At 51.3% G+C, this 23,534-nt stretch carries 17 protein-coding genes; 13 read left to right on the top strand and 4 right to left on the bottom strand.

Going from position 1 to position 23,534, the window contains the following annotated elements:
• Positions 1–20: 20 nt before the first annotated feature.
• Positions 21–1,064, bottom strand: a complete 1,044-nt coding sequence (locus KK083_RS12305) for a nucleoid-associated protein (RefSeq protein ID WP_254163536.1) — start codon at positions 1,062–1,064, stop codon at positions 21–23.
• Positions 1,065–1,363: 299 nt separating this feature from the next.
• On the opposite strand from KK083_RS12305, the gene KK083_RS12300 reads away from it, so the two are divergent.
• The 9 genes from KK083_RS12300 (at position 1,364) to KK083_RS12260 (ending at position 12,992) form a co-directional block, all read left to right on the top strand.
• On the top strand, positions 1,364–1,693 hold the full coding sequence (locus KK083_RS12300; RefSeq protein ID WP_254163535.1) for a PadR family transcriptional regulator: 330 nt from the start codon (positions 1,364–1,366) through the stop codon (positions 1,691–1,693).
• Positions 1,690–4,332 carry an ABC transporter permease gene (locus KK083_RS12295; RefSeq protein WP_254163534.1) on the top strand — a complete coding sequence of 881 codons (2,643 nt, stop codon included), beginning with the start codon at positions 1,690–1,692 and terminating at the stop codon, positions 4,330–4,332. The genes KK083_RS12300 and KK083_RS12295 overlap by 4 nt, the downstream gene beginning before the upstream one ends.
• A gap of 330 nt (positions 4,333–4,662) precedes the next feature.
• Entirely contained in the window at positions 4,663–5,898 is a 1,236-nt protein-coding gene (locus tag KK083_RS12290) for a porin (protein WP_254163533.1), read from the top strand.
• Between the two features lie 61 nt (positions 5,899–5,959).
• Positions 5,960–8,173 carry a methyl-accepting chemotaxis protein gene (locus tag KK083_RS12285; protein WP_254163532.1) on the top strand — a complete coding sequence of 738 codons (2,214 nt, stop codon included), beginning with the start codon at positions 5,960–5,962 and terminating at the stop codon, positions 8,171–8,173.
• Positions 8,174–8,197: 24 nt separating this feature from the next.
• Positions 8,198–8,650 carry a chemotaxis protein CheW gene (locus tag KK083_RS12280; RefSeq protein ID WP_254163531.1) on the top strand — a complete coding sequence of 151 codons (453 nt, stop codon included), beginning with the start codon at positions 8,198–8,200 and terminating at the stop codon, positions 8,648–8,650.
• Between the two features lie 5 nt (positions 8,651–8,655).
• Positions 8,656–9,021 carry a response regulator gene (locus KK083_RS12275; RefSeq protein ID WP_254163530.1) on the top strand — a complete coding sequence of 122 codons (366 nt, stop codon included), beginning with the start codon at positions 8,656–8,658 and terminating at the stop codon, positions 9,019–9,021.
• A complete protein-coding gene (locus tag KK083_RS12270) occupies positions 9,018–11,054 on the top strand; it encodes a chemotaxis protein CheA (RefSeq protein WP_254163529.1) in 2,037 nt (678 codons plus the stop codon). The genes KK083_RS12275 and KK083_RS12270 overlap by 4 nt, the downstream gene beginning before the upstream one ends.
• Position 11,055: 1 nt before the next feature.
• Positions 11,056–11,931, top strand: a complete 876-nt coding sequence (locus tag KK083_RS12265) for a CheR family methyltransferase (protein WP_254163528.1) — start codon at positions 11,056–11,058, stop codon at positions 11,929–11,931.
• Positions 11,932–11,942: 11 nt separating this feature from the next.
• A complete protein-coding gene (locus tag KK083_RS12260; RefSeq protein ID WP_254163527.1) occupies positions 11,943–12,992 on the top strand; it encodes a protein-glutamate methylesterase/protein-glutamine glutaminase in 1,050 nt (349 codons plus the stop codon).
• A 111-nt stretch (positions 12,993–13,103) separates the two neighbouring features.
• Here KK083_RS12260 and KK083_RS12255 read toward each other — a convergent pair whose 3' ends face one another.
• Positions 13,104–13,823: a DUF2541 family protein gene (locus KK083_RS12255; protein ID WP_254163526.1), complete on the bottom strand. Its 720-nt coding sequence runs from the start codon at positions 13,821–13,823 to the stop codon at positions 13,104–13,106.
• A gap of 554 nt (positions 13,824–14,377) precedes the next feature.
• Here KK083_RS12255 and KK083_RS12250 point away from each other — a divergent pair.
• Positions 14,378–15,169: a 3-keto-disaccharide hydrolase gene (locus KK083_RS12250; protein WP_254163525.1), complete on the top strand. Its 792-nt coding sequence runs from the start codon at positions 14,378–14,380 to the stop codon at positions 15,167–15,169.
• A gap of 671 nt (positions 15,170–15,840) precedes the next feature.
• On the opposite strand, the gene KK083_RS12245 is transcribed toward KK083_RS12250, so the two are convergent.
• Positions 15,841–16,554: a LytR/AlgR family response regulator transcription factor gene (locus KK083_RS12245; RefSeq protein WP_254163524.1), complete on the bottom strand. Its 714-nt coding sequence runs from the start codon at positions 16,552–16,554 to the stop codon at positions 15,841–15,843.
• Complete coding sequence (locus tag KK083_RS12240) at positions 16,544–17,587, bottom strand: sensor histidine kinase (protein ID WP_254163523.1); 1,044 nt, start codon at positions 17,585–17,587, stop codon at positions 16,544–16,546. Before KK083_RS12240 ends, KK083_RS12245 begins: the two co-directional genes overlap by 11 nt.
• A gap of 390 nt (positions 17,588–17,977) precedes the next feature.
• Here KK083_RS12240 and KK083_RS12235 point away from each other — a divergent pair, with 390 nt between their 5' ends.
• The 3 genes from KK083_RS12235 (at position 17,978) to KK083_RS12225 (ending at position 23,528) form a co-directional block, all read left to right on the top strand.
• A complete protein-coding gene (locus KK083_RS12235) occupies positions 17,978–18,847 on the top strand; it encodes an AraC family transcriptional regulator (protein ID WP_254163522.1) in 870 nt (289 codons plus the stop codon).
• Between the two features lie 329 nt (positions 18,848–19,176).
• A complete protein-coding gene (locus KK083_RS12230) occupies positions 19,177–20,313 on the top strand; it encodes an efflux RND transporter periplasmic adaptor subunit (protein WP_254163521.1) in 1,137 nt (378 codons plus the stop codon).
• 71 nt (positions 20,314–20,384) lie between these two features.
• Positions 20,385–23,528, top strand: a complete 3,144-nt coding sequence (locus KK083_RS12225) for an efflux RND transporter permease subunit (RefSeq protein ID WP_254163520.1) — start codon at positions 20,385–20,387, stop codon at positions 23,526–23,528.
• Positions 23,529–23,534: the final 6 nt, after the last annotated feature.

The raw sequence follows: 23,534 nt of genomic DNA, 5'->3' as shown, positions 1-23,534 counted from the left end.
CTTGAAACTTGAAACTCGCCTCAACTCTCCTGACTATAGTAAATCTTATAATACTTCCTCCCATCCTCATCCACACCTCTTTCGATCAGGTCCCGGTCGCCGTGGATGTAAATGTGGAAGTTGCGGTCGAGCTTGAGCACACTTTTGAATACTTTAGACTGTCTTTTTACGGCAGGAGAGGAGATGTCGAACTCAGGCACGATGCGGAGATCGTTTTCGTCCTGAAACTCGTCTTTGAACTTGCGGAATGAGTTGATCACCGAGTCGTGTTCAAAAACGGTTTTGGCAAAATCCTGCTCGTTGAACTGCTCGTTCTTTTTGAAATAGTCGATGGAGCGGTTCAGGTAATCGATCTGGTCGGCCTTCGTTACTTCGAAATCTTCGTCGAGGCGTTCGGTCACGTAATTCTTGGTCAGGCTCAGGAAGTTCTGCGTCTGGAAATAATTGTCGGCCACGGGTTTCAGCTTCAGGAACTCGTCTTTCCAGTATTGTGCTTCGCTGGCGCTTTGGCTATCGACAATGCATACCTTGAATCCTTCATCGGCATCCACGTTAAAGATGAGGCATCCTTTGTCCAGCTTTTTAATGTTCACCCCGTTGTCGAAATTCACCTGGTAGCTGGCCTCTTCTTCCACCACCTTCAGAAAGGTGTCTTTGTTCTCCGATTTGAAAATGCCGATGGCGTCGGTCATCTCGTTGTTGATCACGCATTCATCAAAATACGCAATGTACAGCTCGCCACTCTTTATTTTAGGATGGTTGGAATACTCGTACAGAATGTTGGCAATGTCTTTGGACTTCTTCACAAAACCCCGCGTGGACTGGAACAGATCGTTGGTGATGGTATAGATCTCGTTGAGCTCCAGTGACGAAACATGGTGGAACCTGTAATAGACAGGGTCCTTGAACTGCGACAGAAAGTAAGAGTTCAAAATATTCGATAATTCTTCCTGCCTTTTGAGGTCTATCAGCTCATCGGAGAGCTGCACACCGTCTTCCAGCAGCTTGTTCCCTACCTTGTGAACGATCAGTTTGCTGAGCGAGGTATTTGCCGGATCTGTCATGTCTTGGTTCTATGATAAGCCTGCAATAATACTATTTTCTCTTTACTTATACGTTAGGGAGTACTTCAGGAAAAGAAGCCAGGAGTAAGGAGCCAGGAGTCAGGAGGGCTTCGTTCGCAGGGGTTTTTTACCTGCGCGATTGGGCTTTCGAGAATCATGTTAGGATTGAGAGGTAATTTTATCTGGTGATGCTTTTTTTGGCACGTAACGCACTGTCCCGCACCACGGCATACAAAAATCTCCTATTTGTTATGAAAAGTAGAAACAAATGTACTTCCTTTGCGTATCAACACCTTAACATGAAAGGATACATCGGAGAGTTCGAAGAGCTTGTTATGCTTACCGTGGCTGTGCTCGGCGATGACGCCTATGGCGTTTCTATAAAAGAAGAGCTCGAAAGCAGGGCAGGGCGGAGCATCAGCATCGGTGCGCTGCATTCTACCATCGCCCGGCTGGAAGAAAAAGGATTCCTGAGCTCATACCTCGGCGGCGCCACACAGGAACGGGGCGGACGACGCAAACGCTATTTTCAACTGACGCACGCCGGCAAAAGCTCCCTGCACGACATCAAGAACCTCCGTGACGACCTCTGGAAAAAATCTAAAGCCAACCTTGCACTTGATTTATGAGCCAACAGCAGAAGACAACCCCACCGGCATGGCCGAAGCATTTTTTTGAATGGTATTGCGGGCCGGAGATCGCCGAAGACCTCACCGGCGACATGGACGAGCTCTTTTATCAGAATGTAAAAACAAAGGGACGTTTCAAAGCACGTTTTGCCTACTGGCTCCAGGCGCTCTCGCTCATCTTCTCTTACGCTGTGAGAAAACGCAAACGTTTTTACAAAGACAAATATGGCTCCGACACCTATCACTCCGTGGCCATGTACAAAAGTTATGCGAAGATCGCCTTTCGCAGCCTGGCCAAACAAAAGACCTTTTCGATCATCAACATCATCTGCCTTTCTGTGGGCATGTCGGTGGGACTGCTCGCGTTAGCAGCTTTTGTCGATGTAATGGAAGTTGACAAATTCCAGGTGAACGCAGACAGGATCTACCGCGTCACGTCTACCGTAGACGATGGCAGCAACATCAGAACCTATGCTACATCACCGGCGCCCCTCGCCGAAAAACTGAGGAGCGACGTGGCAGGCATCGAGGCTGTTGCCGAAGTGAACAGAGATTTCAATCCTGAGATCGTTCAGTCGGCCAACACATCGTTGCCCCTGCAAGGTTACTACGTGAGCGAGAACTTCTTCAGCGTATTTTCATTTCCATTGGCGGAAGGTAATGCAGAACACGCGCTGGATAAACCTTTCAGCATCGTGATCACACAATCGGCTGCCCGCAAGCTGTTCCGTTATAACCAGGTGGTGGGCAAGACGCTGGAAGTGAAAGGCCTGGGTGTGTTCGAGATCACTGGTGTGGTGGCGGATTATCCCCGTTCACATTTTTACTTCGAGGCGCTGGCATCGTACAGTACCCTCGCCGTGTTGGAACATCAGCGGAGGATCGAACCTTCGCTCGAGGATTGGGAGCCCGTATCGCCCCATTATACCTATGCACTGTTCAGCCCCGGCACATCGTCGGAGCAGCTTATGCCAACGCTTGAAAAAATAAAAACAACCGCTTATGATAAGGATGCGAAGCAGAAAGTAAATTTTGAGTTGCAGCCTCTGGCCGATATTCCCATGTCTGACCTTTACCGGGAAGTTGGATTGTCATGGGGTTATGTGCCGCTGGTGATCTTCTTCAGCCTTGCATTGCTGGTGCTGCTGCCGGCGTGTTTCAATTATGCTAACATCGCCATTGCCCGCGCGCTGAAACGTGCCAAGGAGATCGGGCTGCGGAAAGTTTCAGGAGGGCAATCGAGGCACATCTTCTTCCAGATGGTGATGGAGACGATCATATTGTCCGTGATCTCCCTCGCTGGCGCCATGCTGCTCTTTCACGCCATCCGTTCACAATTCATCGGCATGGTGGTTAACCAGGAGAGAGTGTTCAGCCTCGAGGTTACGCCGCTTACATTCTGTGCCTTCCTGGTCTTCGGCATCATCACAGGTTTTGTAGCGGGTGTGTTGCCGGCGTCTTACTTTGCGAGGCTCAATCCTATCCAGACCCTTCGCAATTCATCGCAGAGCGGCAAGCTCTCGAAGATCTCCATCCGCAAGGGATTGATCGTAACGCAGTTCGCCTTGTCGCTGGTCTTTATCCTGGGTGTGGCCATCATTCTGAAACAGTACAGCTATGCGCTCCATTATGACGTTGGCTTCAAAAAAGAGAACATACTCGACATCCCCTTGAAAGGTGTCGATCAAAAGATCTTACAAACGGAATTGTCAAAGCTTCCCGAGGTCGGCACCGTATCACTGTCGTCTTCTGTGCCCGGCAACTGGGAAGGCTCGGCGGCATGGGTGAGGTCGTCTGCCGAAACGGATTCGATGCAGGTGTTCCAAATGTTCGTAGACCAGCATTACATCGATAACCTTCAGATCAAAATGCTGGCGGGCGAGGGGTTTCCACCAGACGCGTCAGCAAGAGAAGCGTACGTGATAGTGAATGAAACGTTTTTGAAAAAATTCGATATCAGCACTCCGTACGATGCGCTTGGCCGGACCTTTATTGTGGACGATGAAAAAACGCTGCAGGTGATCGGCGTGGTGAAAGACTTCAATTTCATGCCTTTGCAAGAGGCGATCGGGAGTTTCTTCTTCCGATGTGATCCCGCGCAGTTCGCGTTCGCCAACGTATCGTTAACGTCAGACGATATACAGCAGTCGCTGGCGCGGGTTGAAAGTGTCTGGAACAAACTGTCGGACCAGAAGTTCGAAGCGCGTTTCCTCGACGATGAGCTTGAAGCCGCGCTGGTCTCTTTCCGGTCCATGATCAAGATCTTCGGTTTTCTGGGTGCGCTGGCCATCACCATTTCGTGCCTGGGCTTGCTGGCGGTAGTGATCTCTGCTGCCGAAAGCCGTACCCGTGAGATGGGCATCAGGAAAGTATTTGGGGCTACGGCTTCCAACCTTGCGTTTGCGCTCTCCAGCGGGTTCCTGAAGCTCATTGCCCTGGCCGTAGCCATCGCCACGCCGCTCACCTGGTTTCTTTTTGACAAGGTCTTTCTCAGCATATTCTATTACCGCGCCAACATCGGCTTCGCAGAGATCGCCATCAGCATTGTGCTGTTGTTTGTGCTGGTGATCGCCATCATCGGCTCGCAGACGGTGAAGGTCGGCCGGATCAACCCCGTAGAAACACTTAAGTACGAATAATTAAGTACGAATAATGATTTGTCTAACCTCATCCCCAATTCTCCTCTTAAAAGAAGGGTCAAGGGGGATGAGGTTTAATCTCCATCGGCTTACAAGCCATTTGTAATGTTGTTTGTTAGACAACTATCACCTGGACTCCGGCGTGAAAAAGTTGTCTTTTCGTCAAATTCCTACCTGCGTTGAGTTTGATTCCTTTTGCCCGCCCCGGGCACATCCGAACGATCTATGTTTGCTGCCGGTTAATGTTAATTAAATGTTAAGATAGAGTTATTTGAATGTTTCCTGATTCATGCCTATAATGGCATGATTTTCAGAACTTTAATTTCAAACATGGAGAGAAAAACTTTACAACTACTCGCAATTATCACCCTCTCGCTATCGCTCACCATTGCCCACGCGCAAGTGAATTCACCCGTTCATTTTTTTGCCAAGAAGCAGAAAGGTGTAGGCCTGGTCACCGCAGACAGCACCTTCTCGCTGCAGTTCCAGTTCAGGATCCAGAATCGCGCTGCCTATGTGTCGGCATCAGAAAATGATCTCGCGGCTGAGTCGTTCGAGTTCAGGGTGCGGAGGTTGCGTTTGAAGTTTGAAGGCTTCGCTTATCATCCGAAGCTTACCTATTATTTCCAGTTATCAGTTTCGCGCGGCGATATGGACTGGCGGAACCTCGACAACTCCGCGGCAAACTCCAGCCCTAACATCGTGCGCGATGCGATGATCTTCTACAGCCCTACAAAAAAATTGAAGCTTGGCTTCGGGCAGACCAAACTTCCGGGCAACAGGCAGCGGGTGATCTCCTCCGGCGATCAGCAGTTTGCCGACCGCTCTATTGTGAACGCCGCCTTCAACATCGACCGCGACTTCGGGTTCTTCGCGCACTATACTGAAAATTTCTTTGTACTGAGGGGTGCCATCACTTCCGGTGAAGGAAGAAACTCGCTCAACTCCAACAAAGGGCTCGCGTATACAGGAAGGATCGAGCTTTTGCCGCTGGGAAAATTCACAGGAAACAACGATTACCAGGAGGGCGATCTTGAACGGGAGCCGAAACCCAAGATCTCCATTGCCTACACCCACAGTGTTAACGATCTGGCTGTGCGCCAGGCAGGCACGTTGGGCAACGACCTGTACGCTGCCCGCACCCTGCGGACCCATGAAGCGGATATCCTTTTCAAATACAACGGCTGGGCATGGTATAATGAATACATGCAAAGAGATACTCACAGCCCGGTCACGGTCAATCCCGCTGATATTACAAAAACACGTTTTGTAAATGTGGGGAAGGGATACCTTTCGCAGCTGAGCTACCTCTTCAAAAACAACTTCGAAGTAGCCGGCAGATATTCTGCTATAGTGCCCTTTTCTGCGTTGTACAAAAATCCGGACTTCCCGACACTGGCGGAGAAAAAGCTCGAACAGGTTGAACTGGGTGTTACCAAATACCTCAACGGCCACCGCGTAAAAGTGCAGGGCAACGTGATCTACGGCAACCGCACAGACCTTGCCACAAACACTTCTGCCGGGGGCTTCTGGTCAGCCATCTTCCAGGTAGAGCTTGGTATCTAGTCTCATATCTCATATCTCATGTCTCATATCTAAATGTCTTTAATCTCAAACCTCACATCGAATGAAATTTCAACTTAACAAGATCAAGGGCAAGCTGCTGCTGGCCTTTGGTGCTGTGCTATTTCTGTCCAGCATACTGGCCGGCTGGGGATACTATTCCATTGACCATGTGCTGGAGATCCGCGGCATCAAGGAGGATTTCAAGAACATCAACGAAGTGGTGCTCAAGATGCGCAAGGCCGAGAAAGATTTCCTGATGCGTGATATCAAGAACGTAGAGTTCATGTCTACCGGAGAAAGCGGCTACGTGAAGACGATCGATCAATACGTTCAGCAGGAAGATTCGCTGATCTCGTTTTTGCTCGAAAGCAAATGGTCGGAGACGCTGAACATCCGCGAAGATCTGGTGGCGCTGCACGAGAGCCTTGCAGGATACAACAATACCTTTAAAAAGATCACACAGGCATACCTCAAACGCGGGTATCTTGACTATGGCGACGAAGGCGAGCTGCGCAAGGCGATCCGCGATGTTGAACAGTCGGATTACAGGGTCGACATGGTGCGACTGCTTACCCTGAGAAGGATCGAGAAAGATTTCTTTATCAGGAAAGATATGGAGTATGTAGACAAGTTCCATGAAGAGATCGAAGGGTTGAAGGCCACGCTGCGCAACAATATCATCCGTGAAAAGATCGAGACCTATGAGGCCAAGTTCAACGACGTAGTGAAAGCAGAGCAGGCCATCGGCTTTACGGAGACCACGGGACTTATGGGCGAAATGAGGGCCAGCATTCACAAGATCGAACCCTTGCTTGACAAGCTCGAGAAAACCGTTGAAGTGCGCACAGAAGAGATCACTTTCAACACCACCATGACCTTTGCCATCGTTTTCCTGATCGAGCTCGTGCTCGGCATCACGCTGGCCATCCAGTTCTCGCGGACTTTGACAACGAATATCCTCACTATTCGCGAGGCCGCGGTGAAGCTCTCACAAGGTATCATTCCCGATAAGCTGAACATCAAAAGCACTGACGAATTGGGTGAGACCCAGCGCTCGGTGAACGATCTCATCAGCAGCCTGAACGACAGCGTGGAAGTGGCGAACCTCGTTTCAAGAGGAAAGCTGTACAGCGCGCAACAGGCCGCCAAAGTAAAATTGAAAGATGGCGAGCTCGACAAAGCACTGAAGAACATGATCAGGAAGCTGAGCGAGACCGTACAGGATATTACCAAGGGTGCAGACGAGATCACCTTCGGGTCATACGAGATCAGCAAGAGCTCGCAGCTGGTAGCCACAGGCGCCACAGAGCAGGCCAGCTCATTGGAAGAGATCTCTTCATCGGTAGAGCAGATGGTAAGCAATATCAACCAGAATGCAGACAATGCATCGCAGGCGGAAGAGATGACCAAGGGCGCTGCCGAAAAAATGAAGCAGGTGCGTAATGCCACGGCATCCACGTTCCAGTCTATACGCGACATCACCGAAAAGATCGAGATCATCAACGAGATCGCTGACAAGACCAACCTGCTGGCCATCAACGCAGCCGTTGAAGCAGCACGGGCTGGCGAGCACGGAAAAGGTTTTGCCGTGGTGGCCAATGAAGTGCGCAAGCTGGCGGAGCGGAGTCAGAAATCGGCAGTGGAGATCATTGACCTGTCGCGCAACACCATCCGCGAAGCCGAGAACTCAGGCACGCTGCTAGATGAGCTGGCGCCGGATGTACAGAAGTCGTTCAACCTGGTGCGGGAGATCTCTTCTTCCAGCGCCGAGCAGCGCTCAGGAGCGGAGCAGATCAACGCAGCCCTGGCACAGCTCAACCAGGTGACCCAGCAGAATGCCTCTTCGTCAGAGGAGCTTGCCTCGGCATCCACCAATTTCAATAATCAGGCTGAAAAGCTGAAGGACACCGTATCGTTCTTCAAGCTCGACAAGAAAGGGGAGGTCTCTTATCAGCGGGAACGGATCGTAAGCCAGATCGAACAGCTGAAGGCCATCCTCGACGAGACCGACAGCGAAGGAGAGAATGGACATAGCAAGCGCAAAGTAAAGGCGGGAGAGAAACAGGAAGCCACCAACGGCGTGTCATCCAACAGTAACAGGCCGCAATCCCCGAAGCACAATGTAAAAACGATCCAGGTGGAAGACGACGACATGCCGGGAGGCCCTTCCATCCAGCTCGACGACTACGATTCAGACGAAGGCTTCAATGGCAAGTTCACGGATTATGACGGAACAGACAGCAATGGCGAAGAATCGGCAAAGCCTGGTAAGTAATCACAAGCCTAAAGAACCAAAGCTATGAAGCAGATACCTTGCCTGCTCTTCTCTCTGAACAAAGAGCTTTTCGGCATCGATGTGGAGAATGTACTGCGGGTGATCAACCTCGAGAAGCTGATGAAAGTGCCCAAGGCTCCTGACTTTATCGCAGGTGCCATCAGCCTTGAAGGCAACGTGATCCCGGTGGTAGACCTGGCCAAAAAGATTGCGCTGGGGGAGACCGTGATCGACAAACGTACCAAGGTCATCATCCTGGAGGTACATCACCACGAAGATGTGATCGACGTAGGCGTGCTGATCGACGAAGTGATCGACGTGATCACCATCCAGGAATCAAAGCTGTTGCCGCCAGTGCTGGAGCGTATGGGTTTTGATACACAAACGCTTGACGGTATGTATAAGGTAGAAGAGGATTTTTACATGATCCTCAATGCCACAAAGGTGTTCGAAAAAGAACTTGCAGTACTAATTTAACCCCCATGAGTAAAAATATCGTTGTAGCGGAAGATTTCAACGTTTCCCGCAAGATCATAGTAAGCACCCTTGCCAAAGAAGGTTATTCCGTGATGGAAGCGGCCGATGGCAATGAAGCGGTGCAGCTTTTCGACGGAAGACCCATCGACCTGCTCATTACGGACTTCAACATGCCCAACATGAATGGCGCCGAGCTTATTCAGAAAGTTCGCGCCATGGAGTCGTACACTTACATACCCATCCTGCTGCTCACCACGGAGGTGCGCGAGGAAAAGATCCAGCAGGCCATGGACGGCAACATCACCGCGTTCATCAAAAAACCCTTCGAGACGCAGGATTTTCTCAAGATCGTTAAAAAGGCCCTGCGATGAACGCGGATTTCCATCAGGAATATATTGAAGAGGCAAAACAGCTCCTGAAGGACCTCGAGCAGGCACTGCTGCAGCTCGAGAAAGATCCGGAAGACGCTGATATGATCAACAACATCTACCGGTACCTGCACACGTTGAAAGGAAGCGCGGGCATGTTCGGGTTCAAGGATGTTGAACGTCTCTCGCATGAGCTGGAGAGTGTATATTCCGATGTGCGTGACGGCATTCGTCAGCAGGACGATTTTATCCTGGACCTGACCCTGCATGCCGTGGATGTGCTGGCCGACCTCATCGATGGAAAAGATTCGGGCAAGCAGGCGGAGAAGATCATTAAGGACATTGAAAAACTGAAGGAAGACGATACAGCAGCTTCTGCGAATCACGCAACGGCTGGTGGCGCGGCAAACAACAATAAAGCGTACGCCATTATTCTCAGGCCGGAAAAGAACATCTACAAACGCGGGCTGAATTTTCAGGCCATGCTGGATGAGCTGCAGGAGCTGGGCGCATCGGAATTTATGGTCCATGATGAGACCGTTCCCTTCGAGAAACAGCTGGCCGACAAGGAGGTCGTTTCATGGTTCGAGATCCTGCTGGCCTCGAAAGCCGGCCTTGAAGCCGTGAAAGATGTGTTCCTTTTTATGAAACCGTCGGAGTATACGGTGCTTGAGATCACAGATGCAGGACTCTTTTCTTCCGAACCATACCGGAAACACATTCAGCTTGACGCGCATCAGATCGAAGACCGCCTGAAGATGGTGGAAGCGCTCATGCCCGGGTTTTTGAACGCCCCCGAGGCGCAGCACACGGAAGAGCCTGAAACCGTTTCAACAGCGGTGCAGCAGGGCGAAGCAGCTGAAGAAGATGAGTCGCTGGATAAGATCTCACGCAGGTCGCGCAAGGGAGGCCACGTCAGTGTGTCTACAGGAAAGCTCGATCAGCTGATCAACGTGGTAAGTGAGCTGGTGATCTTCCGGTCGGAGCTCTATCATTTAATGGGCGGCGGTCAGAACCCGGAAGTGGTGGAGGCGATGGAGAAGCTGGAACGCTTAACGCTGAGGTTGCGTGATTCGGCCTTCAACATCAGGCTGGTACCGCTGAATATATTAAATGTAAAGCTCGAACGGTTGATCCGCAGTGTATCCAAGGCGTTGGGTAAGGAAGTGGAGTTCATTACCGAAGGCCTCGATACAGAGCTCGACCGCAGCATGATCAACGCGTTGGAGGCTCCCCTGATGCACATCATCCGAAACGCCATAGACCACGGCATCGAAAACCCCGAAGAGCGCGAAAGAAGGAACAAACCGAGAAAAGGGCTGCTGAAGTTCTACTCGTACAACAGCGGCGATCACGTCTTCATCCAGCTGCAGGACGACGGCAACGGCATCGACTTCGACAAGATCAGGGCCAAAGGTATCGAGAAGGGGTTGTTGACCAGGAACCAGGCCTATTCCGAGAAGGAGCTGATCAATGTGATGATGGCTCCCGGTTTTTCAACGGCAGACCAGGTTACCACCGTGAGTGGCCGGGGTGTAGGCATGGACGTTGTAAAAAAAGATATTGCGGCCATTCGCGGCGATATCGAGGTGAGCACAGAAAAAGGCCTGGGCTCCATCTTCACGCTCCGGCTTCCGCTCACGCTCACCATACTCGATACGCTGGTGGTGAGTGTGGCAGACAACAAATACCTGATCCCCATCAATGAAGTTGAATATTGTTACAAGGAAAGTCACGCCAGGCTCTTCAACAAAAAGAGCAGGCAGATCAGTTACGACGGCCTCCTGATGCCGTTTGTCTCCCTGCGTGAATATTTCGCCATAGAAGATTTTCCAGAGCAGGAGACGGTGATCATCATCAACAAGAACGATACGAAGGTGGCTGTGGTGGTAGACGAGATCATCGGCAAGCTGCAGACCGTTTATAAACCGCTGAACGAGCTGCTGACCGGAGTGGACTGTTTTTCGGGCACATCGATCCTCGGCGATGGCAGCATGGCGCTGATCCTCAATGCCCTGAAGCTGAAGGATTCATAACATGAGTGAGAAGACGCCACCGGCTTTTGACGATTCGCATCCCGCATATGGGAAGATCAGCGATGAGCAGTTCAGCTTCCTGACGCAGTATCTTTCCAATAAATACGGGCTGCGCATCCCCCGTGAAAAGAAAGTGCTGCTGGAGTCGCGGCTCGTCAAACGACTGCATGCGCTCAAGATGACGTCCATTGCGGCGTACATCGATCACGTTTTCAAAACGGAACACGCTGACGCGGAATATCAGTTGTTCGTGGACCACATCACCACCCATAAGACATTTTTCTTCAGGGAGAATTACCAGTTCGAGTTTCTGAAAAACCTGTTACCCGACTACTACAGGCGCCTGGGTTCAACGCGTCAGGTGAATATCTGGAGCGCGGGCTGCTCCACGGGAGAGGAAGTGTACACGCTGGGCATTGTGCTGAACGAGCTGCGGAACGATATGCCTTCCCTCGATTACAGGATCGTGGGCTCCGATGTTTCCGTACCTTCGCTGAAAAGCGCCGCCAAAGGAGTGTTCTCATCGGAACTGGAGAACATACCTGACCGGATCAAAGAAAAATATTTCACGGTTGTGCCGGGCCGCAAGAACCCTTCGCTCAGGTTTAATTCCCCCGAGGTCACCAGCCGGATCAGCCTGGGTGTGTTGAACCTGAACAACAAACAGTACAACCTGCCATGCCATTTCGATTTTATCTTTTGCCGCAACGTGATCATCTACTTCGATGCCCGCACACGCAATGAAGTGCTGGAGCGGATCGTAGCCAGGCTCAAGCCGGGAGGGTATTTGTTCCTGGGACATTCTGAAACCGCGCTCGGCACAACACTTCCGCTGAAGAGCATTCAGCCCACCATCTACCAAAAATTGATGACCTAACCGGAACGCCCGTGATCAAAGTACTGATTGTTGATGATTCCGCGCTCGTACGGCAGACCTACAGGAGCCTGTTGGAAAGCGACCCCGAGATCAGGGTGATCGGCACTGCCAGCGATCCCTACATTGCCGTGCAGAAGATCCAGCGCGAAAAACCGGATGTGATCACGCTCGACATCGAGATGCCACGCATGGATGGCCTTACCTTTCTGAAGAAGATCATGATACAGGCACCCATGCCGGTGGTGGTGATCTCCAACCAGACGCTGAAGGGTGCTGACGTAGCGCTCAAAGCCCTCGAGATGGGTGCTGTGGATGTGATGGCAAAACCCAACCTCTCCGGCGAGCTCGAGGTAGAAGAGTCGCGGATCGTGCTTGTGGACAAAGTGCGGTCGGCATATTTTGCCAGAAAGGGAGCAGGGCAGGAGCGTGGCCCGAAAGCCGATGCTGTTGCGAATAGGGGTAGTGTTGTGCCACGGCAATACGCTGCCTCGGCGGGTACCCTGATTGCGATCGGTGCCTCTACGGGAGGAACAGATGCCCTGAAGACCTTTCTCCAGGCGTTGCCGGAAAACGCGCCACCCATCATGATCGTTCAGCACATGCCCGAGAAGTTCACAGCCAGCTTTGCCAAACGTCTTGATGATATGTGCGCCCTTACCGTTAAAGAAGCGGAAGACGGTGAACCTGTAGAACGGAACACAGCCTACATTGCCAGGGGCAGCTACCACATGGCACTCCGCAACCAGAACGGACGCACCCTGATCAGGATCTACCAGGGCGAGCTCGTGAACCGGCACCGGCCCAGCGTCAATGTACTTTTCAATTCTGTTGCTGAGGTGAAAGGCAAACATGCCATCGGCATCATCCTTACAGGCATGGGCGATGACGGCGCCACCGGCATGCTGGCCATGCATCAGAAAGGTGCCTATACCATTGCGCAGGATGAAGCATCGTGCACCGTTTTCGGAATGCCACACAAAGCCATCCTAACGGGCGGGGTATCAGTCATACTGCCGCTTAACGAGATCGCAGGGCATGTACGGAGTCTGCTGGAAGTCTAAAATTACAAGTTTAAGGTTTAAAGTTGTGCCCGATCACGAAGCCGCACCTCCAACTTCAAAACCTCCAACTTCAAACTTTAAACTTCAAACTTTAAACTTAAACTTTTCAACTCATTCATCCGGTTTATCCTTCATCTGGCTTTTCAGAATAAACACCTTTTTGCCTTCATCGTTGATGTAGTAGAACTTGGCGTGTTTGTCGATGTAGATGGTTTTCCCGTCGGGAGCTACCTTGTCTGCATAGACCTTGTCTTTGATGCCGGCGCCAATGTTACCGGCGGTTTCAGCCACCTGGTCGCCGGCTTTATCCGATCGTTCTTCAGCTTCCTGCGTTGCGTTTTTGCCAGCGTCTTCGGCATCTCTTTCAGCTTTTTCCCGCTCTTTGCGATAAGCATCCGACTCGCCTTCGAGTCCTGTCTTGAGGCCGTAAAGCTCTACCGCTGCTTTGTCATTCTGGGCGTTGGGCAGAGTCTTATAGGTGAAAGCCACCTTTTGAATATCCCGGTAGGGATTTTTTAAGGGAAATGCGCGTGTTTCTGCACCTGCCTGGAGCTGATGGTCGACTTTGATCTCCTCCATGTCGCCACTCTCGTAAAATACCTGCAGGTGTAGCAGGTTGATGGGAGCATCTGTAACCTTTAATTTGATAGATGAAAACTCATCTGCACCAAGCACTACGATGGACTCGGTTTCAGTTTTAAAGCTCGCGGTGATCTCTCCGATCTTGCGCCAGCCCGGTTTATTATCTGTTACCACAGTCGGCTTTTGCGAGAAAGCAGCATTGACCAGCACAAACAACAGCACCCATGATCGAACAAATGCTCTTTTCATAATGTTTTTGGTTTTGTTCGGCCATGGCCATCAAAAAAGATGTGCCTGTGCGGTATGATGGCCAGATACCAGCTTCCGTGGCTGTTCCCAAACCACAAACGGGTCCCGATCGGGGAAACTGCTGCTTACCTGCTTCAATACGTAGAACCGACCGGCAAAATGCCCCGGATAAGAGCATAAATAGCCCGTATTTGGTGACATTTTGGAATAAAAAAAGAATAATTAGGTATTAATTAGAATCCCACGGCATAGTACTTTTTAGGTATACATTCATTACATTTGTCCCATAAGATTAAAGTTTTAGAGAGGGTCTTTCTTTGATCTTATTGAAACCCCGGAAGCTGTCTGGGGTTTCTTCTTTTTAAGGGTACCGGCCCCGTTTTTTTGCCACAAAGCCACTGAGAACCATAAAGCCCACAAACGAAAAGGCCCAAATACGCGAATCCTCCTTACTCCTTACTACTTGCTCCTCCTGACTTCTGACTTCTAGCCCAAGACACTCATTTCCCCCCTAATCGCTATATTCCGCACTTTAACCAGCAGTCACTATCACTATGAAAAACTCAATGCTATTCGCGGCACTACTAATGCTCTTCGCCTGCAGTCCCAAGACAGAAACACAGCAGCAGGAGAATGAATGGATCTCCTTGTTCAACGGTCGCGACCTCAACGACTGGATTGTGAAGATCCACCATCACGACGTTGGTGAGAACTTTGGCAACACCTTTCGCGTGGAAGACGGCATGATTAAAGTACGTTACGACCAGTACGGAGATTTCAACGACCAGTTTGCCCATCTCTACTACAAGCAGCCGTTCTCGCATTTTCACCTTGTGGTGGAATATCGATTTACCGGCGAGCTGCAGCGTGGTGCCCCGGACTATACAATTCTCAACAGTGGTGTGATGTTCCATTCGCAGGATCCGCGCAGCATGCCTAAAGAGCAGAACTGGCCCATTTCAGTGGAGATGCAGTTCCTGGCTGGCCTCGGCGACGGCAAGCCGCGCCCCACAGGCAATATGTGCTCACCCGGCACCGAGATCGTATATCAGGGAGAGAAGTACAACGGTCATTGCCTGAACTCAACTTCCAAGACCTATGACAAAGATGAGTGGGTGCGGGCAGAGCTGATTGTGTTAGGCGATTCGCTCATTACCCACATGATCAATGGCGACACCGTGCTGCAATACAGCAGGCCTTCCATGGGCGGTGGTGTGGTGCAGGGTTACGACAGCACCCTCTGGCAGGAAGGAAAACCGCTGACCTCCGGATTCATCGCCCTGCAAAGCGAAGGTCAACCCATCGACTTCCGAAAAGTTGAATTGTTGAATTTGAAGGGGAATTGATCTATCCTCTTATGTTCTTCACGTTTTTTGGTTTGAAGTGAAAGGGCGGCCATTCACGGCCGCCATTGCCCGGTTAACGACAATTCCCATCATAGAAAAGATAATTGCTGGTCCAGCAGCAAGGTGTTGCCCCATTTTCTCCTGCGGGTGCGGCTTTTGCCCAGGGTCATACCGGATTTCTTAACTTCAAAAGACAACGTTATGGATACGCGTTATTTCGCTACGTCAAAATACGAAATAGTCAAGGAGCTTCTCAGGAGTGCCGGTAGCGGAAACGCCCTCGGCATTTGGTCACCCACACTCGGCAATGGTATGTTTCTCTGCTTCATCAAACAAGTTTGGAGAGACGAAGACGAGGAAGATGTAGTGGTCATTCTCCGCGACAATGAGCTCACTGGTGTGGAATTGCAGACCCATGTATTGTATCTGCACGAGATTGAAAGAGTCTGTTCTTTTAGTTCTTCACCCGATGGTATGAGAAGTAGTAAGGAGCCAGAAGTAAGTAGTAAGGAGCCAGAGGTAAGGAGTAAGGAGTCCGGCCAACACAGGTAACGCAAGGATTTAAGCCGCAGGACTCTGAATCTCTTTTCCTGGAAGTACCCCTCCTTACTACTTACTACTTGCTCCTTCTGACTCCTGGCTTCTGACTCCTGACTTCTAGTTACCGACACCTACTTCGGAGAAAACACATCCATAAACCGCTGTCGATAAACACGTCCTACCGGGATCTCTGCGTTCCCGATCTTCAGCGTGTCGTTGCGAAACGCTTTCACCTTGCCCAGTGAAACGATGTACGATTTGTGAACCCTGAGGAATCTTCCTTCGGGCAGCTTCTCTTCCATGTAGCTGAGCCGCAGGTAGGTGATATACGATTTTTCTTCCGTGATAATTTTAAGATAGTCCTTGATGCTTTCCATGTAGAGAATATCCTTCAGGAAGATCTTCACCTGGTCTTTGTTCACCTTGATGAACATGTAAGCCTGGTCGAAGGCATCGGTAGCGACGGCATTGTCGGGCGTCGATGGTTTGGGGAAATAGTGATGATATTTGGCGATGGCTTTCAGGAAACGTTCGAACGAAATGGGTTTTACAAGATAGTCGAGCACGTCGAGCTCGAATCCTTCGGAAGCATATTCGCGGAAAGCGGTGGTGAGCACTATGCGCGGCCCGCGGTGAAGCGATTTGATGAGCTCCAGTCCGTTCATGCCCGGCATCTGGATATCGAGGAACATGAGGTCGACAGCATTCCGCTGCAGGAAGCTGAACGCTTCGATCGAGTTGCTGCACTGGCATACGATCTTCAGGTCGTCAACCTTGGAGATGTATGAGGTCAGCAGTGCCCGTGCCGGTGGCTCATCATCGATGACCATACATTTAATTGTCATGCGTCAGGTTTTTGATTTTTAGTATGGACAGGTAAGATTGCTGCTCGCGGATGCACCGGAGCTCATGCGCTTCGGGATAAATGATCTCCAGTCTTCGTTTTACGTTCTCCAGCCCGATGCCGTTCCGGTGTCCGTTCTGCCGGTGTTCGCCGGAGAGGCTGTTCTCGAATTTTACGGTGAGCCAGTCTTTCTGCAGCGAGATGTCAACCTGGATCCAGCAGTTTCCGGTGGCAGGCGTGACACCATGCTTGAAGCAGTTCTCGATGAGGGGCAACAGCAGGAGGGGACTGATGTTGAAGTTATCGATGGGGTCGAACACATTGACGGAAACATCGAGGCGGTTGCCATAGCGGATCTTCTCGAGCTCGATGTAGTTGTTGATGTGCTCCAGCTCCTTGGTGAGGGGTATGGTACGCGATGTTCCGTCATACAGGTTGTAGCTGAGGAACGACGACAGGTGATGGATCAGGTTCGGCGCCTTGTCATGGCGTTGTAAGGTGAGCGAATAGATGTTGTTCAGCGTGTTGAAGATAAAATGCGGATGCACCTGCGACTTGAGCACGGCCAGTTCCGCTTCCACTTTGGCCTGCTTGAACTCCTGGGCCAGCCGTTGCTGTTCATACCACGCCTTGATGAAGTAAAACATCGAATACAGTCCTACGATCAGGTACATGCTCACGCCTTCGATGATCAGCTTGGGCAGAAACACATACGACATCGTGGTGTTCCCTTCCGGATAATACAGGGGATAAGTATAATAGTAGTTGAATGCCCTGCGCAGGAATACGAACGCCACCATGCTCACAATGAGGCCTGCCCAGAAAAGCCGCTTCCTGTTTTTCAGGTAATAATGTTTGAAGAGCACATGTACGGTGAACATGGCTCCCGCGAAGGTGACTGGTACAATGACGATGGCGTTGATCAGGTAGCGCCTGTATTCACAGGCAACCGCTGCGTTTGCCAGCCATTCGTATGCGAAGTACAACAGCCAGAACTGAACGTTGAACAGGATATCGTTCTTCCGCGAATTCATCTATCGCCATTAACTTTAAATGTATCCATCCGGTGACGCCAGCGCTTGTTTTTTAGACAAACTACCAAAATTTCCATACAAACGCCATGAATGGTCCACCGTCGATGGTCCACAGTCCACAGCAGGTGTGTCAGGAAGGTACGAGGTGCGATTTACGAGGTACGAGTCTGCTACTGCCATCAAGAGCGAAGCACCGCTCGAGTGACTTCACACCCGCGGCCGTGGACTGTCGACCGTGGACCGTGGACTCTTCCACAACACCTCTGTTCGATTGAAACTCAAAAAAAAGACGTCACCCAAAATCCTCTTATGAAACTTTTCTCCCACACTTTCGCATTATACATTGCGGAGCGGTATGTGAAGACGGAACCAACAAACAATCTTTTGCCAATGCCAGTAACAGATACCATCATTCCCGTTTATAATTTCATCGCGTGCGCCGGTGGTAAAGATTTTGCCATCATCAAGTCAGAGCCCGATGAGATCTTCACGAGCCTGCATTCACCTCACCGTCATGAAGGTTACAGCATCACGTTACTGCTGCGGGGTAGCATCACTCAATTTATTGATTTTGAGAAGTATACGATCACGGCTCCCGCAGTGATCTCTATGACTCCCGACCAGATCGCCCAGATCGTAGGAACTGAAAATTGTGAAATGATCTGCATCTCCTTTAATAAAGAATTCCTCATCACCGAGATGATGGGATGGATCGCCTGCTGGGAATGTATGTTTGGCCACGTAGTCATGGATATCGAAGAAGGTTATGTGCGGGAGCTCAAGACCTACGCAGACCTGATGCTGGAGGAGTTCTATGGCGACAAGCCGAAAAAAGAAGTGGTGATCCGTAACCTGCTGAGTGCCTTCATCATCTCGTGCGCGCGCATCCGCGGTGAGCACCTCGTGGTGATGCAGATGGATGCCATGCAGAACAAGCTGGTGCATCAGTTCAAATACCAGGTAGATCTCCATTTCAGGGAGAAGACGCAGGTGGCGCAATACGCCGATATGTTGTATGTCACGCCCGGGCACCTGAACGATGTGATCAAATCGGCGGTGGGTAAAACTGCCAAACAGGTGATCGATGAGAAGCGGATCGCCGAAGCCAAACGGTTGTTATTCTGGGGCGATCAGAATATGAAAGAGATCGCGTGGCAGCTGAAGTTCGAAGACGACTCTTACTTTAATCGTTTCTTTAAAAAACATACCGGACATACACCTTCACTTTTTCAGCGCATGATCCGTGAAAAGTACAATTAATCCCCGCATAAAGTAAATTCAAAAAAAGTTTAAGCGATTACTTTTACTTCGTAAACTAAAAACATGAAGATAATGGTATGCGATATAAAACTTTTTAAGCTGTTTTTTCGTGTAAAGCAAACCCGAAGCTATTACCGGACGATTGCCATGATCAACACAGCAGAATAAGCGCGGTGCTCTCGCACTGCCGTAAGATCCACCAAAAAAGGTTTTCTACCTGATCCATCCGCCTTCAAAAGAGGTGGATTAAACTCTTTTTTTCTTTAACCAACCTAACAAATGTTATGAGCTATACTAACAATCAACGATATACCGGTCGTCTATTATCTATGATAGGCCTGCTGGGAATCCTGGTAGCAGCGGAGAGCTGTACCACCTCATCGGGAAACACCGATGGCCAGATGCCGCTGCCCATGCTTCCTGTGCTGACACTCAACAACCTGTCTGCCACTACTTACCGCGAATTTCCCGCCACGGTGGAAGGCAAGGTCAATGTTGAGATCAGACCGCAGGTAGATGGTTATCTCGAGCAGATCTTCGCCGACGAAGGTGCTTATGTAAAAGCAGGCGCGCCCTTATTCCGCGTCAGCGATAAACCTTACCGTGAGCAGCTTGCCAACGCCAATGCAACACTGCTGGCCGCGAAAGGCAACCTTGAAAAAGCCGAGCTCGAAGTGGAGCGCCTTACGCCGCTGGTGCAGAACAACGTGGTGTCAGAGGTGCAGATGAAGACTGCGAAGTCAAGCTTGCAGACTGCCAGGGCAACCGTGGCACAGGCAGAAGCCATGGTGAGCAACGCGCAAATCAATGTTGGCTATACGCTGGTGAAAGCGCCTGTGAGCGGATACATCGGCCGCATCCCCCATAAGACGGGAAGCCTCGTGGGCAGGGGTGAAGCGCAACCGCTTACCGTGCTCTCAGACATCCATGAAGTGTACGCATACTTTTCCATGAGCGAGGCCGACTTCCTTCAGTTCAAGGAAGAAGCACCAGGCAACACCATTGAAGAAAAGATCGGTAACCTGCCTCCCGTGGAGCTGGTGCTGGCCGATGACAGCGTCTATCCCGAAAAGGGCAGGATCGAGACCGTGGATGGCCAGTTCGACAAGACCATGGGCGCCATCACCTTTCGCGCGGTGTTCCCCAATTCAAAGGGACTGCTGCGCTCGGGCAACACAGGACGGATCCGCATCCTGAAACAATACAAGGAGGCGCTGGTAGTGCCGCAGGAGGCTACGTTCGAAATGCAGGACAAAGTGCTGGTGTTTGTGGTGGCCGATAGCAACAAGGTTGTGAGCCGGCCCATCGCCATCGGCGACCAGAGCCGCAACTATTACTTTGTGAAAGACGGCCTGAAAGCAGGAGACCGCATCGTTTACACAGGCCTTACCCGCCTGCGCGATGGCGTGACGATCGCCCCGCAGGTGATCTCGATGGACAGCCTGATCAAAAGTAAACCGCTGTAATTTCCTGAAGTAGTCTTTTTAACCTTTAAACCTTCCGTGGCCACGCGCCGCGGACCTAAAACTTTTTGTCTATGTTAAAGATATTTATAGAACGACCGGTTCTGGCAACGGTGATCTCCACACTGCTGGTGTTGCTGGGATTGCTGTCGCTGATGAACCTTCCGGTGACGCAGTTCCCGGATATTGCACCGCCAAGCATTCAGGTGGCGGCCGTGTATCCCGGTGCCAATGCCGAGGTGGTGGCCCGTTCAGTAGCCACACCGATAGAGGAGGCTGTGAACGGTGTGGAGCACATGACCTACATGACCTCCACGTCGAACAACGATGGTACCATGATTCTCACCGTTTATTTCAAGCTCGGCACCGATCCTGACCTGGCTTCGGTCAACGTTCAGAACCGTGTGTCGAAGGCCATGAGCATGCTGCCCGCCGAAGTGGTGCAGGCCGGTGTTACCACACAGAAACAGCAGAACAGTATGATCATGGTGGTGAACCTTGTGAGCGATGACAAGATGTATGACGAGACGTTCATGCAGAACTACGCCAAGATCAACATCGTGCCCGAGATCCAGCGTGTGCCCGGCGTAGGGCAGGCCATGGTATTCGGTTCCAAAGACTATTCCATGCGCATCTGGCTCCGGCCCGATCGCCTTGCCACCTACGGCCTGTCCGCACAAGAGGTGCTGGCCGCCATCCGTGAGCAGAACGTTGAAGCCGCACCCGGACGTTTTGGCGAGAGCAGCCAGGAATCATTCGAGTACGTGCTCAAATACAAGGGAAAGTTGAGCGAAGGCAACCAGTATGAAGACATCGTGCTGAAGGCGAACGCTGACGGATCGCTGCTGCGCCTGAAAGATGTGGCCCGCATCGAGCTCGGTTCTTTTTCCTACACGCAGAACACTACCGTGAATGGCAAAGACGGCATTGGCATCGCCATTTTTCAGACCGCGGGCTCAAATGCCAACGAGATCCAGATCGCCATCAATGAGCTGATGCAGAAGGCGTCGCGCGATTTTCCGAAGGGCATCAGCACCTTTACGATCTACAGCACCAAAGAATACCTTGACGAATCCATCAAGCAGGTGATGGAAACACTGGTGGAAGCTTTCATCCTGGTGTTCCTGGTGGTATTCATCTTCCTGCAGGATTTCCGGTCCACGCTCATTCCCGCCATCGCGGTGCCCGTGGCCATCATCGGTACGTTCTTCTTCATGCAGGTGTTTGGATTTACCATTAACCTGCTGACCCTCTTTGCGCTGGTGCTCGCCATCGGCATTGTGGTTGACGACGCCATTGTGGTCGTTGAAGCCGTGCACGCCAAGATGGAGCGCACCAAAATGAAAGCAGGCGCCGCCACGCTCGAATCGATGCGTGAGATCTCCGGTGCTATTATCTCCATTACGCTGGTGATGTCTGCCGTGTTTATTCCCGTAGGTTTTATGCAGGGGCCTGCCGGCGTGTTCTATCGCCAGTTTGCGTTTACCATGGCCATCGCCATCATTATTTCTGCGGTGAATGCGCTTACATTAAGTCCGGCATTGTGTGCGCTCTTCCTGAAGCCGGCACATGGCCATGACCACGGCGAGAACAAAAAATGGAGTCAGCGGTTCTTCACGGCTTTCAATACAGGCTTCACCGCAGTGACCGAAAAATACATCGGTAGCCTGCAGTTCCTGGTAAAACGCAAGTGGATCACCGTTGCAGGCCTTGCGCTGATCACGCTGGTATCGCTGTGGATGCTGCGCACAACGCCTACAGGATTTATTCCCAACGAAGACCAGAGCTTCTTTGTATACTCCATTACCACGCCGCCAGGGTCTTCGTTGCAGCGTACGCGCCAGGCCGTTGACAAGGTGGAGCAGGTCATGAAAAAACTGGATGCCACCAACCATTACCTGAGCGTGGCAGGCCTGAACCTGATGACGTCGTCGTCGAGCTCGAACTATGCCGTGGGTTTTGTGAAGATGAAACCCCACGACGAGCGCGGCGCCGTAAAAGATATCAATCAGATCATGGGTATGGTGCAGGGAGAGCTGAGCGCCATCAACGAGGCCGACATTTTCACCTTCACGATGCCAACCGTCCCCGGCTTCAGCAACATGGCGGGCTTCGAGGTGATCTTGCAAGACCGTACAGGCGGATCGTTGCAAACCCTGAATGAAACGGCACAGGGCTTCATCGGCGAGCTGATGAAACGCCCGGAGGTCGCTTACGCCTTCACCACGTTCAACACCGGCAATCCGCAGTATATGCTCAACGTTGACGAGAAGAAGGCGAAGCAGCTTGGCGTATCGGTCACCGATGTACTGCAGACCATGCAGGTATTCTATGGAAGCACGTTTGCCTCAGACTTCAACCGCTTCGGCAAGTTCTACAGGGTGATCGTTCAGGCCGACATTCCTTTCCGCGACGATCCTGCTTCCCTCAAAGGTATGTTTGTGAAGAACAGCTATGGTGAGATGGTGCCGTTAAGCACGCTGGTAACACTGAAACGTGTTTTCGGTCCCGAGACCGTAACGCGCAACAACCTCTTCACCGCGGTTACCATCAACGGTGTGCCCAAGCCCGGGTACAGCTCCGGTGATGCCATCAAGGCTGTGGAAGAAGTGGCTGCGCAGTATCTGCCCCGTGGTTTCAGCTATGAATGGTCGGGCATGACCAAAGAGGAGATCGCGTCCAGCGGACAGGCCGGATTCATTTTTGTGCTCTGTCTCGTCTTCGTGTACTTCCTGCTGGCGGCGCAGTATGAGAGCTATATTCTTCCGCTGTCGGTGATCCTGTCGATTCCATTGGGCATCTTCGGCGTGTTCCTGTTCATCAACCTGTTTGGTATAGACAACAACATCTATGTGCAGGTGGGCCTCATCATGCTCATCGGGTTGCTGGCGAAGAACGCGATCCTGATCGTGGAGTATGCGGTGCAACGCCGAAAGGCAGGCATGGACCTGATCGCTTCCGCCATCGAGGCTTCGAAGCTCAGGCTTCGCCCCATCCTGATGACCTCTTTTGCTTTCATCGCCGGTATTCTTCCGCTGATGAGCGCAAACGGTGCTTCGGCGCTCGGTAACCGCTCCATCAGCACCGGTGCGGCAGGAGGTATGTTGACGGGTGTGGTGCTCGGCATCTTCGTGGTGCCGGTGCTGTACGTCATCTTCCAGTATCTGCAGGAAAGGGTCAGCAGAAAACGGGAGACTGAAGTTGCAGAAGCAAACTGATATTTT

Source organism: Chryseosolibacter histidinae (assembly GCF_018598225.1).
Classification (GTDB): domain Bacteria; phylum Bacteroidota; class Bacteroidia; order Cytophagales; family Cyclobacteriaceae; genus Chryseosolibacter; species Chryseosolibacter histidini.
Note: the sequence above shows the minus strand (reverse complement) of the source record. Positions and strands in the feature narration are given on the sequence as shown.